Source organism: Streptomyces profundus (genome assembly GCF_020740535.1).
GTDB lineage: Bacteria > Actinomycetota > Actinomycetes > Streptomycetales > Streptomycetaceae > Streptomyces > Streptomyces profundus.
Map to the genome: position 1 here is coordinate 2,689,341 of NZ_CP082362.1, position 12,546 is coordinate 2,701,886.

A 12,546-nucleotide genomic window follows, 5' to 3' on the forward strand; every position below is an offset into this window, starting at 1 on the left:
AACGATCCGCCGAACAATCGGTGCTTGACAGTACATGGCCGGGCATTTCGAACGCCCGGCTCGTACCACTTGATGCCCATACCAAGCAAATTCGCTCGCGGAATCGCTCGGTGATACCACGCAGGTCATAACGTTGCCCGGGGGTGCGCGCCCGCACCCGGTGGCCGACCCGACCGGGGATGGACCCCGGTTCTAGAGTGGTGGCACGTGTCAGACATATCCCTCACCACGGCCGTGCTGCTGTGTGTGGCCGCGGCCCTGGCCGGCTGGATCGACGCGGTGGTCGGCGGCGGCGGACTGCTGCTGCTCCCCGCGCTGTTGATCGGCCTCCCGGACAGCTCCCCCACCTACGCCCTGGGCACCAACAAGGCGGTCGCCGTCACCGGCACCTCCATCGCCGCGCTCACCTATGCCCGGAAGGCACCGCTGGACCGCCGACTGGCGCTCCGTCTCGGCGTCGTGGCGCTGCTCGCCGCCGGTGGCGGCGCGGTCTTCGCCTCGGCGGTCAGCAAGGAGGCGCTGCAACCCCTGATCATGGTGGTGCTGTTGGGGGTCGCGGGCTTTGTGGTGCTCCGCCCCCGCTTCGGCCTCGCCCCCGAGGGCGCGGCGCCCCGCGTCCCGTCCCGCCGCCGAAAGGTGGCCGCGCTGCTGCTGATCGGGGTGGGCGTCGGCTTCTACGACGGCCTGATCGGCCCGGGCACCGGAACGTTCCTGGTGATCGGTCTGGTGGGACTTCTGCACATGTCGATGCTGCACGCGACCGCTACTGCCAAGATCGTGAATGTCGGAACAAACGTCGGGGCGTTGGCCGTGTTCACGGCCAACGGCACGGTGTTCTGGCAACTGGCCGCCGCGATGGCCCTCTTCAACATGGCCGGCGCCTGGACCGGCGCCCACATGGCCCTCGCCCGAGGCAGCGGCTTCGTCCGCGTGGTCCTCCTGACCGTCGTCACAGCCCTGGTCGCCCGCCTCGCCTACGACCAGTGGGCCACCTGACCCCTCCCCGGCACCCATGCGACACACCAGGCGCCCGGCGGCTGCTTGGTTCGGCGGCGTTACGCACGACGCGACCAGCGAGTCTGCTGCCAGTGAGCCACGCCGAAGCGCTTCCAAGTCCCTAACACAACAAGGTTCCTCATCGAAGGAGCGCACCTGTCAACACCGTCCCACTGAGCGACCTCAGTCACGCCTCCGACAATTGTCTAGGCAGCCTTTAGGAGCTCGCCTGCGGCAGCGTCGACGCGGGCGAGAGCCTGGCCGAGGCCCTCCAACGGCAGGTCGCCGAAGGGCTCACGGTCATCGTGGCTGCGCCTACCTCGGCCCCTTGGGCAACCTCTCATAGGAGCGGTAAGAAGACCGTCAGTCTCACTTCACCACCTGAACCACCCGCAGGAGCGACCCCGTCAAGCTCACCGCGCACGACGCATACCTGTGGGCTGACCATCATGAACAGGAGTGGGCATCCGACGCGGCACGGGCAGTCCTGGCCACCTGGCGAGCGAAAGCCGCGTGGCGGCGCTGCCCTCGGAGCGGACGCAGCCCGATGAGGGCGGGCGTCCTACTGCGGCCCGCGCGTCGGTGCACCGCCAGGGCAGTGGCGACGTGTCTGAGGAGTTCCCGTACAGCGGGGAAATCCGTCCGCTCACACACGCCGACGGCCAGGTCGCACAGCGGGATTGCGGCTCGGTGGGCAGCAGATCTCCCCAGTGGACGCGAGCGCGGGTCAGCCGGGATACAGCACGGCCTCGACGCACGAGGTGATGGGCCCGCGTTCCGCTATACCCCGGTCAGCACGGCGAGGGAGTCACCGACATCGACGTGCCGGTTCCCGGCGCTGGCACCGCCTTCGCCGAGGCATTTCACCGCGGTGCCCTGCTCGCTGTCGAGCCGACCGAACACGAGGACGCGATCACCGCTTCCATGGTGGTCCTCGACGGTGTCCGGCATACCCTCTTGGAGCGCTGGTGAGGCGGTCCCGGAGCCCCGGCTTGCGGGCAACGTACCGGCCAGCAGGCAGGAACCCGCGCCATAGACCGGGTTGCTGGAGATCGACCACTTCGTGGTGTGCTTCAAACCTGATGCTCTCCAGTCAGTAGGCCAGATTGCCGAACGGACCCTGGACTTCAGCGACACCATCATGGAGAACATCGCTAACGACGGACGCGGAAGTGGTCCAACAGTGCGTGCGGCATGGTGACACTCCCCCTGATCGAGTCCGGAAGCCCGGGCCGATCTACTCCCGCATCAAGAACCAGGGCGACGTTGACTTCCAGCAATTGCCTTCGGAGTGAGGCCATGGCAGGGTCAGTTGACAGGGATTCATGAATTAAGCAAAGTCGCTGCTCGCCTAGCTTTGACAGCTTCGTTGACTATCTCGGCAGCTTCCAATGGGTCTTCATGCTCCCAAAATCGGATGACCTTCCAGCCACACTCTTCGAGGGCCGCTGTTGTCTCCCCGTCCCGTGCCTGATTTCCCGCGATCTTCTCTTGCCAGAACTCAGCCCGTTTCGTGGCCGGCCGATAGTGCTCCGGACAACCGTGCCAGTAGCAACCATCAACAAAGACAGCTACTTTAACCTTGGTAAACACAACATCAGCGGTTCGCCGCAGGTCGGCGACCGGCCGAACCGAGACCCTGTAACGCATCCCCTTACGGTGAAGGGCGGATCGAAGGAGGCGTTCCGGCTTGGTGTCTCGCCCCTTGTTCCCTGCCATGACCGCACGGGAGGCAGGAGATGTGGCCCACGAGCCAGAAGGCACGGTCTCTGCGGTGACATGACCAGCAGAACGTGCCATCGACCACGCACGTTCCAAGTTCGCGGCGCGCGTATCCTTATCCACCTCACCGACGTATTGCTCTCTCGTCTCACCGGATTGCGACCATCTCAGGTAAGCGCGAATGCGTCGTGTCCTGCGGTAAAGACGCAACGTAACGGAGGCGCGGGCGAACTTTCCTTCACCAAGGTCGATTGCTCGTTCGTGGCGACCGCCGGCGGCGCGGTCCTGCTCAGCCGCTCGGGACTCCCTACTCATCCCAACTCGAGGCTTCCACGCCCGGTCAGGAGGCATTCGGTCATTCCAACAACTCTGCCCATCCTGCCCGATCTGCCTCACTTCTGACCCTCCATGCCCTTCAGAGCGCCTACGGACTTGAGTGCTTCAGCAACGGCTTTAGAAAATACCGTCCCGAGCTTCACCGGTACCGCGTTCCCCAACTGCCTCATTTTCTCACCCCGTGGCCCATTCAGAACAACATGATCCGGGAATGTCATGACTCTCGCGGTCTCCCGAACTGTCATGTATCGGTACCCGGTTCCTCCGCCTTCATTAACGAAGTTGACATCGTCGAGTTGCATGACGGATTCACCTCCGGGCACACCGTGCACGCCCGCCTTCACGGTCTTTGCGGGCCGGTCCAACACATTCGGAGTGTGCCCAGCGTACGCACGCGCTCCAGGCCACCCGATATGATCTGGGATACCGCCCACTTCAACCTTGTCCTTGACCGCTTCTTCCGTGACGTACGGGAGCGGCCTCCCCTCGTTCTCGTCGATTCCCTCGATGGCGTCGCGCAGAGTACGCCACGGCTCCAGTTTCAGCCCCTCCTTGACCTTCGCGTCTTCATAGTCCAGCTCAGGAAGGTTGGCGATAACATGCTTGCGGACCTCGGCGGGCACCTTGGTGTGTCGCTCAGTCCAGTAAGGCCCGCCTTCACGCATGGAATGGATCATGGACTCATATGAATGAGTCCTCTTGGGCTTGAAATCGTCCCAGTTGACCTCCAGGTCAGCACGGAACGCAATGATGATCACTCGATTTCGAATTTGCGGTACCCCGTAGTCGGCCGCGTTAACCTCCAGCTCCTTCACCACATAACGCTTCGACAAGTCAACCGTTTCATTGGCGATCAACTTTTCAAGAATTTCGTTATGCTCTTCCCATGTATCCTCCATTTTTCGCTCCTCGAACGGCAAACGCATTTCGTTCAAAATATACAAAAAGTACGGCCGGAAAGAAGGCCGGAGAAGACCACGCACGTTCTCACAGATGACCGCCTTGGGTTTCAGCTCTCGGATGGCGCGGAACATCTCGGGGAACATGTTCCGCTCATCTTCTACGCCTTTATGGATACCGCCCAGACTGAACGGCTGACACGGCGGCCCACCCGCGAGTACATCGACCTTCTCCGAGATGTAGTCCGCGTAGTGGACATACCGCACGTCACCTGAAACAAGAGGCCAACGCTTTTCGGGCTCGGCAGGGTTCGGCGGGTTGCTACTCAGGGACTCACAGGCCCGCTTGGCGTACTCATTCACCAGGAGCGGACGGAAGCCCGCCGCATGCACGGCCATCGCGAGCCCTCCGCCGCCGGCGAACAGCTCGACGCAGGTGCCCACTTCATGACGCTCTTCTCGCAGCTCAGACATACAGAAAGCATACCGCGGAGTTCATGATCTCCAAGGCAGCATCCAGAGAATCTGGCACCGTGCCCCCTGCCCGCACCGGCTAGAGTGAAGTTGATCACTTGACGAAGGGGGCCACAGGCCATGCAGTTGGGGAACCACGCCGATTTCAAGCTAAGCATCACAAAGGCTCTCGGCGACCAGTTGGCCGAGGAACTTGAGAAACTCACGCCCGCTCCCCTTACCGAGACGAACATCCGCCTGTTGCCGCCCACCAAGGGCGTCTATCAGCTGCGTCGGGGCAGCAAACTTCTATACGTCGGCAAAGCTGAAGTCACCCTGTCCCAACGCCTCGGGAAGCATCTGCGAAAACTGAGCGGCCGCGAAGGAATCCGCCTTGAGGAGATCACCTTCACCGCACTTTCCGTCGACGAAGACTTCTCCGCCGTCGCTCCTGAGAAATTGCTCATCAACAGGTTTCAGGGCGCCGGGGAGGCTCCGTGGAACGAGAATGGATTTGGCATCAACGATCCTGGCGACAAGCGTGACACCACGGTCTTCGCAGATAACCACTTCGACCAACTGTACCCGGCGAGGCTCGACTGGATCATAGACGGTCTCCCTCTTGGAACGCAGAACCTGCGCACCTTGTTGAAGATCGCGAAGGACGCGCTCCCATACACCTTCCGGTACGCCTACTACCGGAAGGCAAAGGAAAATATCTATGAACAGTTCGAGGTAGAGATCTCGAAGCCGCAGATGACCGCCGGCGACTTTTTCCAGTTCGTTAGTGGGTCTCTACCGGAGCCGTGGCAGATCATGGCTCTACCGGGCTACGTGGTCATGTACCCAAGGGAATTGCGCAGCGAGAGCGCGCGCCATTACTACGTGGCAGGCGAGATGGTCCTCGCCGAGGACATGTCAGGAGGTGCCGATAGTCCCCCGGTATCCACATAGGGTCGGCACCTGAGCGCGATCGGGCACGGGCCACCGCCGCATCATTACCCAGCGGCCGCGACGGGCCCCTCGACGAAACGCGGCTAGCTCCGCCGTGCTGCCGCGCCACGTTCTGAAGTTTTTCGACGGGCACTTCGTATTTCCCGGGTCCGGCCGGGTACATGACGGTAGTAGGTAAGCGCTGGTAAGCACGACGCATGGAGGAACTGGCGTGAGTCAGTGATATCGGGCGGACTGCGGCCAGTGACGGACAGTTGGTCTGGGCCCGCTCAGGAACAGAGCGGCGGGTTCTAGCCAGGCAGGGGTCCCGACTACATTTGAAGGGGTCTTGTGCCCGTCGCAGACCACCATGAGCCCTTCCGCGACCCCGCAGGCTCAACAGCTCCCACAAGAACGACCCTTGACCTTATCGCGATGGTCGCAGGCGCATCTTACAGTTCGTTCCACAGTCCATCTCCTGGTGGGCAGACACGACCGCCCCTCGCAGCGCGTGGCAACGCATCGCCGCCCATGCTGCTGATCTGCGACGGCCGACCTCCGCTGGTTGAGGAAGCCGGCTGCGAGCTCGTTCGAAACCTCAGCGCGAACCGGTCCGTCATTCTGATCGCCCACCAGCTCTGTTCTCCCCGCACCGCCGACCGGACCATCGTCCTGGGCGGTGGCGAGATCGTTGAAGGAGGGACGCACGACTCTCCCCTCGAATGTAACGGCCGAACCAACGCGTCCAGACCGCCACCCAAGCCGACACTCACACCGACCCCCACGCCGGTGGGTTCGTGAGGTGCGCCACAGTGGGGTTCGGTAACGAGAGGGCAACATTGATCCCCGAGGGGTTTACGTGTTAGCCGTCCGGTCGCCCCTGGAAAATCGGACAATCAGCAGGACAGCGCGGTGAATCGGCTGGAAAGATCAACTTGCCGCGCAAGCGACACTTCGGGCAAATGCCCCCTCAACTCGTCGCGTACACGCCCAATGTGGCGGATTCCACGAGGATTGAGCTCAACCCCGACGGGCTGATAGCCGTTGTTCCCATGTCCCCAATCCGTTACCGAGGCCGGCACCGCAAACCCCGGACCTCCCGCATCAGCGGCCTGCGCCTGATACGCGGCGGCGTCCTCACGGGCGTGGTCGGCTCGGTCGCGGTCACCGGCACGGCCGGTCCCGCTTCCGCGACCGAGCAGCCCGCCGAGTCCACCGGTGAACTGCCCACGGTCACCGCCGCGCTGGCCACCAGCAACATCCGAGCCGCCCAGGCCACCGAGGACCTGGCCACCCACACCGAACAGCGCCGCACCCTGGCCTGGGCCCAGGAGCGCGCCATCGTCGCCGCCCAGCGCACCGCCGCCGAGCAGCGCGCCGAGGCGGAAGCCCGCGCCGAGGCCGAGCGGTTGGCGGCCGAGGAGGCGGAGGCCGCCGCCCAGGCCGAGGAGGCCGCCGCGCAGGCCGCCGAGCAGGCCACCGCCGCCGAGGCGGAGTCGGCGCCGGCCGAGGAGCCGCAGATCCAGACCCAGTCGGCGCCCGCGTCCGGCGGCGCCGCGGCCGTCATCGACTTCGCCCGCTCCCAACTGGGCGACGCCTACGTCATGGGCGGCACAGGACCCGACAGCTGGGACTGCTCGGGCCTGGTCCAGGCCGCGTTCCAGACCGTCGGCGTCTCCCTGCCCCGCGTCTCCGGCGCCCAGGCGACGGCCGGCACCTCCGTCTCGCTGGACGCCCTCCAGCCCGGCGACATCCTCTACTGGGGCGGCAGCCCCAGCAGCGCGTACCACGTCGCCATCTACACGGGTGACGGCACGTTCGTCGGCGCGCAGAACCCCTCGACGGGCGTGGTGGAGCGCGAGCTGGACTACGACGCCCCCTCCGGCGCGGTCCGCGTGCTCTGACCCCGCCCACGACAGCACCGCGCCCCCGCACCCGGCGACAGGCCGGGCGCGGGGGCGCGGTGTCCGTTCAGAGACGTTCAGGCGCGGGGGGCCAGCTTGGTGAGGCCGTTGATCACACGGTCCGAGGCGTCGCCGCCGGCCGGGTCGGTCAGGTTGGCGAGCAGCTTCAGCAGGAAGCGCATCAGCATCGGGTGGCTGAGACCGCGCTCGGCGGCCAGCTTCATCACCCGGGGGTTGCCGATGATCTTCACGAAGGCGCGGCCCATCGTGTAGTAGCCGCCGTAGGTCTCCCGCAGCACCTTGGAGTAGCCGAGCAGCGCCAACTCCCGCTGGGTGGGCGTCTGTCGGGCCATCGCCTGGCTGATCACCTCGGCCGCGATCCGGCCGGACTCCATGGCGTAGGCGATGCCCTCGCCGTTGAACGGGTTGACCAGGCCGCCGGAGTCACCCACCAGCATCAGGCCACGGCCGTAGTGCGGCTTGCGGTTGAACGCCATCGGCAGCGCCGCGCCCCGGATCGGGCCCGTCATGTGCTCGGGGGTGAACTGCCACTCCTCCGGCATCCCCGCGCACCAGGCCCGCAGCACCTCGCGCCAGTCCAGGTCGCGGAAGGCCGGCGAGCTGTTGAGCACGCCGAGGCCGACGTTGGAGGTGCCGTCGCCCATGCCGAAGACCCAGCCGTAGCCGGGCAGCAGCTTGGGCTTGTCGCCTCGCCGGTCCCAGAGTTCGAGCCAGGACTCCAGATAGTCGTCGTCGTGGCGCGGGGTGGTGAAGTACGTCCGCACGGCGACGCCCATGGGGCGGCGCTCGTCCCGGTGCCGGTCCATCGCGAGGGAGAGCCGGGAGGAGTTGCCGTCGGCCGCCACGACCACGGGGGCGCGGAAGGTGGTGGGGGTCTTCTCAAGACCCAGCTTCGCCTCCACGCCGATGATCCGACCGGTGCGTTCGTCGCGGATCGGCGCCGAGACGTTGCAGCGCTCGTGGATCCTGGCCCCGGCCTTCTCGGCCGCCCTGGCCAGCTGCTCGTCGAAGTCGTCGCGCTTGCGGACCAGCCCGTAGTCGGGGAACGAGGCCAACTCCGGCCAGTCCAGCTGGACGCGCTGGCCGCCGCTGAGGATGCGGAGCCCCTTGTTCCGCAGCCAGCCGGCCTCTTCGGAGACGTCGATCCCCATGGCGATCAGCTGCTTGGTGGCCCGGGGCGTGAGTCCGTCGCCGCAGACCTTCTCCCGGGGGAAGGCGGTCTTCTCCAACAGGAGCACGTCAAGTCCGGCCTGGGCGAGGTGGTAGGCGGTCGTGGAGCCTGCTGGCCCGGCCCCCACCACAATCACATCGGCGCGGTGTTCGGAGGGGGTCTTCTCGGCGGTCTCAGCCACGTTCGGCTCTCCCATCGGCGTCAGAGGCAGACAGTGCTGGAGTCTATTCGGCGGGTGGCCCCGCGCGACGGCAGCCCGGCGCGGCCGGGGCGCGGCGCGCGCCCCTGGACGCCGACGAAGGCGGGCCCCAGGGGACGACTGCCCGGTGAAGCGGCCCGTCAGTCCGGGGCGGGCCCCGCTACTCCCCGGGCTTGGTGCCCCGGTGCAGGGCGACGATGCCGCCCGTCAGATCGCGCCAGGCGACCCGTTCCCACCCCGCCCCGAGCAACCGCCGGGCCAGCCCGGGCTGGTCGGGCCACGCGCGGATCGACTCGGCGAGATAGGTGTAGGCGTCGGGGCTGCTGGAGACCCGCGTCGCCACGGCGGGCAGCGCCCGCATCAGATACTCGCTGTAGACGGTGCGGAACGGGGCCCACGTCGGGTGGCTGAACTCGCACACCACCAGCCGGCCGCCCGGCTTGGTGACCCGGAGCAGCTCCCGTAGCCCGGCGTCCGGGTCGGCGACGTTGCGCAGGCCGAAGGAGATCGTCACGGCGTCGAACACGCCGTCGGCGAACGGCAGCCGGGTGGCGTCCCCCGCGGTGAACGGGAGCCAGGGCTGGCGCCGCTTGCCCTCGCCCAACATGCCCTGGCTGAAGTCACAGGGCACCGTGAACGCGCCCGCCGCCGCGAAGGGTTCGGATGAGGTGCCGGTGCCGGCGGCCAGATCGAGGACGAACTCCCCCGGGCGCGGAGCGACCGCGCGCACCACCGCCTTGCGCCAGCGGCGGTTCTGGCCCATGGCGAGAACGTCGTTGGTGAGGTCGTAGCGCGCCGCCACCGCGTCGAACATGGCGGCGACTTCCTTGGGTTGCTTCTCCAGCGAGGCACGTGTCACCCGACCATTGTCCCGGATGCCCCTCCTACTCGTTCGGGGGACATCCCCGGACAGCGGGATGAGCGGGACGGGGTCGGCCAACTACGGTGCGTGGCATGACTCAGCACTCCCGCGCGGCACGCACGCTGCGCCTGGCCTCCGTCACCGCGACCGCGACCGGCGCGCTGCTCGCCGTCGGCGCCGGCGCCGCAGCCGCCAACGTCCTCCCCGAGACCCTCGGCAACACCCTGGGCACCACCACCGACGTCACGCAGCAGTCCCTGGGCAGCGCCCTCGACCCGGCCCTCGACCTCCAGCTCTACCCGCTGGCCAACACCGGTACCGACCCGCTGGACAACACGGTCGGCACCCAGGTCGCCGACTTCAAGCCGGTGGGCACCGACCTGGTCACCGGGCCGATCAGCGAGGGCGCCAGCGCGCGCACGCTGCTCGGCGGGGTGCCGCTCCTCGGGGAGCTGTTCGCCCGCTGACCCGCCTCGTCGCGCCCGCCGCCGGCGGCTCACGCCGTCGAGACGTCGCGCGCGACGCCGCCGGCCACGGCGCGCAGCTTCTCCGGGTTGACCACCCCGTACACGCCGGCGATGCGTCCTTCCGGGTCGAAGTCGAAGGTGATGGTCGAGAAGACCCGCCCCCGCCCGGTGAACAACATGCCGAGCGCGCCGTTGATCTCGACCAGCTCCACGGCCATCTCCTCGGGCTCGACGCCCTCATAGGCGAACGTGCCCAGGGAGACGAACCAGGAGGCCAGCTCCTCGGCGCCCACCAGCGGGTCCATGAACTGGGAGACCTTCCCCCCACCGTCGGTCCACAGGGTGACGTCCGGGGACAGCGCCTCCATCAGGGCGTTGACGTCGCCGCCGGACGCGGCGGCGACGAACCGCTCGGTGACGGCGCGCTGCCGCGCCCGGTCGGCGGCGAACCGCGGGCGCCTGGCCCGCACATGCTCCCTGGCGCGGTGCGCGGCCTGGCGCACGGCTGGCTCCGAGCGGCCGACCGCCTCGGCGATCTCGGCGTGGCCGAAGGCGAAGACCTCCCGCAGCACGAACACGGCGCGTTCCAGCGGGCTGAGCGTCTCCAGCACCACCAGCATCGCCATCGAGACGGACTCGGCGGCCGTGACGGTGTCGGCGACATCGGCGGTCTCGGCGGCGGCTCCGGCGGCGGTCCCGACGGGTTCGCCGCTGGTGAGGATGGGCTCGGGCAGCCAGGGGCCGACATAGGTCTCGCGCCGGTACCGGGCGGAACGCAGCCGCTCCAACGCGAGGTTCGACACGATCCGGGTCAGATACGCGCGCGGCTCGACCACGTCCGAACGGTCGGCGGCCGACCACTTGAGCCAGGCGTCCTGGACGGCGTCCTCGGCGTCGGCGGCCGAGCCGAGGAGGCGGTAGGCCACCGAGAACAGCAGGTTCCGATGCCGGTGGAACACCTCGGTCGCGGCACCGTCCGCTTGCTGTGCGCTCATCGTCTCGCTCCCTCTCGCTGCCGCTCGCTGTCGACCACCAGCAGACGGGTGCCGCCCTCCCGTTCGTGACACGGCTTCGGTGTGACGCCTGACACAGCGGCCTCACGCCAACACCCCCTGTCCGCACGGGAGATGATGGAGTGCCCGCACCAACAGCGTGTTTTCGGACATCCCAGCCGGTGAACATCGGCCGCTCCCAGCGGCGGGAGGGGTTCCGGTTGGCCATGCGACTTGGGCATATGGCCCCCGGATGGCCTACGTTCAGCTGCCATGGAAACAGATCCTGAATTCGGCGGGCCCGGCCGTCGTCTGCTGGGTGCGGCGGCCTCGCTGGTCGTGGGGGCGCTGCTCATCGTCTGGCTCGCACCCGGCGGGCTGGTCAACGACGAGCCGGTGCACGTGGTGGGCGGCACCTCGGTCGACATCTACCGGTCGATCACCGAACGGGTCGCCGACACCCCGTCCTGGTTCGGCCACCTGCTGGAACTGGCCACCGAGGGCACCCTGGTGATCCTCGGCCTGATACTGCTGTGGGTGTGGTGGCAGGGGCTGCGCGACGGGAACGCCCGCCGGGTCGCCGGCGCCATAGTGGTCGGCGTCGGCATGCTCGCCGCCTACGGCACCAGCGAGGGGCTGAAGCTGCTGGTGGACGAGGAGCGGCCCTGCCGTGCCGTGCCCGGCGCCGAAGCGCTCGCCGAGTGCCCGCCGGTGGGCGACTGGTCCTTCCCCAGCAACCACTCGACGCTGGCGGTCGCCCTGGGCGTCGGCCTCGCCGTCCTGCTGCCCCGGCTGGCGGCCCTGACGCTGCCGCTGGCCGCGCTCGGCGCGCTGCTGCGGGTGATGGTGGGGGTGCACTATCCGCACGATGTGGTCGCGGGCACCGCGCTGGGGGCCTCGGTCGCCGCGGCGGTGCTTCTCCTGCTGGGCCCGCTGGCCGTGGGGCCGACGACGGCCGTCTTCGGCCGCTGGCTCAACTCCCGCCCGACCGGCCAACATCGCCGCACGAGCGGTACGCGGCGCTGAGCCTGCGCCGCCGGTACGCGGCGCTGAGCCCCACCGGGGGCGTTTCCCCCACCCACCCGCCCTCGTTTCGCCTACCGGCGAGCCCCCCGCCACCGGCTGGCGCCGGGGCCCAGCGGGCACGGGCCCGCCAGGGGCACGGCCGCCCCGCGCCGGGTTTTTCCCCACCCACCCGCCCTCTTTCCGCCTGTCGGCGAGCCCCCCGCCACCGGCTGGCGCCGGGGCCCCTTCCCGCCTACCGGCGAACCACCGCCCGCCGGTTGACGCCGGGGCCCAGCGGGCACGGGCCCGCCGGGGGCACGGCCGCCCCGCGCCAAGCGTTATCCCCACCCGCCCGCCCCCTTCCCGCCTGCCGGCGGCACCCCGCCCCGCCAGGGCCTGCGGCCGTCCGCCCCCGCCAAGGGCAGGCCGCCCGCCAGCAGTTGGCGCCCGGCCCCAGCGGGTCCGGGCCCGCCAGGGCCCGCAACCGGCAGCCCCACAAGGGGGCACGGCCGCCCCCGCGGGGGCGTTATCCCCACCCACCCGCCCTCGTTTCGCCTACCGGCTGGCGCCGGGCCCCACCGGGGGC

At 68.2% G+C, this 12,546-nt stretch carries 11 protein-coding genes; 5 read left to right on the forward strand and 6 right to left on the reverse strand.

Annotated features, from left to right (window positions below):
- Positions 1–207 precede the first annotated feature (207 nt).
- Positions 208–996, forward strand: a complete 789-nt coding sequence (locus K4G22_RS11725) for a sulfite exporter TauE/SafE family protein (RefSeq protein ID WP_228079922.1) — start codon at positions 208–210, stop codon at positions 994–996.
- A 780-nt stretch (positions 997–1,776) separates the two neighbouring features.
- On the opposite strand, the gene K4G22_RS11730 is transcribed toward K4G22_RS11725, so the two are convergent.
- The 3 genes from K4G22_RS11730 to K4G22_RS11740 all read right to left on the reverse strand — a co-directional run bounded on the left by K4G22_RS11730 (position 1,777) and on the right by K4G22_RS11740 (position 4,427).
- Complete coding sequence (locus K4G22_RS11730) at positions 1,777–2,073, reverse strand: hypothetical protein (protein ID WP_228079924.1); 297 nt, start codon at positions 2,071–2,073, stop codon at positions 1,777–1,779.
- A gap of 246 nt (positions 2,074–2,319) precedes the next feature.
- Positions 2,320–3,069: a very short patch repair endonuclease gene (locus tag K4G22_RS31800; protein WP_322785155.1), complete on the reverse strand. Its 750-nt coding sequence runs from the start codon at positions 3,067–3,069 to the stop codon at positions 2,320–2,322.
- A 41-nt stretch (positions 3,070–3,110) separates the two neighbouring features.
- A complete protein-coding gene (locus K4G22_RS11740) occupies positions 3,111–4,427 on the reverse strand; it encodes a DNA cytosine methyltransferase (protein WP_228079934.1) in 1,317 nt (438 codons plus the stop codon).
- 120 nt (positions 4,428–4,547) lie between these two features.
- On the opposite strand from K4G22_RS11740, the gene K4G22_RS11745 reads away from it, so the two are divergent.
- Positions 4,548–5,360, forward strand: a complete 813-nt coding sequence (locus K4G22_RS11745; protein WP_228079936.1) for a GIY-YIG nuclease family protein — start codon at positions 4,548–4,550, stop codon at positions 5,358–5,360.
- Positions 5,361–6,391: 1,031 nt separating this feature from the next.
- Positions 6,392–7,243, forward strand: a complete 852-nt coding sequence (locus K4G22_RS11750; protein WP_228079937.1) for a C40 family peptidase — start codon at positions 6,392–6,394, stop codon at positions 7,241–7,243.
- A 77-nt stretch (positions 7,244–7,320) separates the two neighbouring features.
- Here K4G22_RS11750 and K4G22_RS11755 read toward each other — a convergent pair whose 3' ends face one another.
- Entirely contained in the window at positions 7,321–8,631 is a 1,311-nt protein-coding gene (locus tag K4G22_RS11755; protein ID WP_228079938.1) for a geranylgeranyl reductase family protein, read from the reverse strand.
- 163 nt (positions 8,632–8,794) lie between these two features.
- A complete protein-coding gene (locus K4G22_RS11760; protein ID WP_228079939.1) occupies positions 8,795–9,493 on the reverse strand; it encodes a demethylmenaquinone methyltransferase in 699 nt (232 codons plus the stop codon).
- A gap of 95 nt (positions 9,494–9,588) precedes the next feature.
- Here K4G22_RS11760 and K4G22_RS11765 point away from each other — a divergent pair, with 95 nt between their 5' ends.
- Positions 9,589–9,963: a hypothetical protein gene (locus tag K4G22_RS11765; protein ID WP_228079940.1), complete on the forward strand. Its 375-nt coding sequence runs from the start codon at positions 9,589–9,591 to the stop codon at positions 9,961–9,963.
- A 29-nt stretch (positions 9,964–9,992) separates the two neighbouring features.
- Here the strand turns inward: K4G22_RS11765 and K4G22_RS11770 are convergent, their stop codons facing one another.
- Positions 9,993–10,958, reverse strand: coding sequence for an RNA polymerase sigma-70 factor (locus tag K4G22_RS11770; protein ID WP_228079941.1), 966 nt, complete (start codon positions 10,956–10,958; stop codon positions 9,993–9,995).
- Positions 10,959–11,228: 270 nt separating this feature from the next.
- Here K4G22_RS11770 and K4G22_RS11775 point away from each other — a divergent pair, with 270 nt between their 5' ends.
- Entirely contained in the window at positions 11,229–11,981 is a 753-nt protein-coding gene (locus K4G22_RS11775) for a phosphatase PAP2 family protein (protein WP_228079942.1), read from the forward strand.
- Positions 11,982–12,546: the final 565 nt, after the last annotated feature.

Bases quoted from the DNA above. Each gene is read 5' to 3' on its own strand.
- K4G22_RS11755 (WP_228079938.1), bottom strand. From the start codon at position 8,631: ATGGGAGAGCCGAACGTGGCTGAGACCGCCGAGAAGACCCCCTCCGAA.
- K4G22_RS11750 (WP_228079937.1), top strand. From the start codon at position 6,392: ATGTCCCCAATCCGTTACCGAGGCCGGCACCGCAAACCCCGGACCTCC.
- K4G22_RS11775 (WP_228079942.1), top strand. From the start codon at position 11,229: ATGGAAACAGATCCTGAATTCGGCGGGCCCGGCCGTCGTCTGCTGGGT.
- K4G22_RS11770 (WP_228079941.1), bottom strand. From the start codon at position 10,958: ATGAGCGCACAGCAAGCGGACGGTGCCGCGACCGAGGTGTTCCACCGG.
- K4G22_RS11765 (WP_228079940.1), top strand. From the start codon at position 9,589: ATGACTCAGCACTCCCGCGCGGCACGCACGCTGCGCCTGGCCTCCGTC.
- K4G22_RS11740 (WP_228079934.1), bottom strand. From the start codon at position 4,427: ATGTCTGAGCTGCGAGAAGAGCGTCATGAAGTGGGCACCTGCGTCGAG.
- K4G22_RS31800 (WP_322785155.1), bottom strand. From the start codon at position 3,069: ATGCCTCCTGACCGGGCGTGGAAGCCTCGAGTTGGGATGAGTAGGGAG.
- K4G22_RS11745 (WP_228079936.1), top strand. From the start codon at position 4,548: ATGCAGTTGGGGAACCACGCCGATTTCAAGCTAAGCATCACAAAGGCT.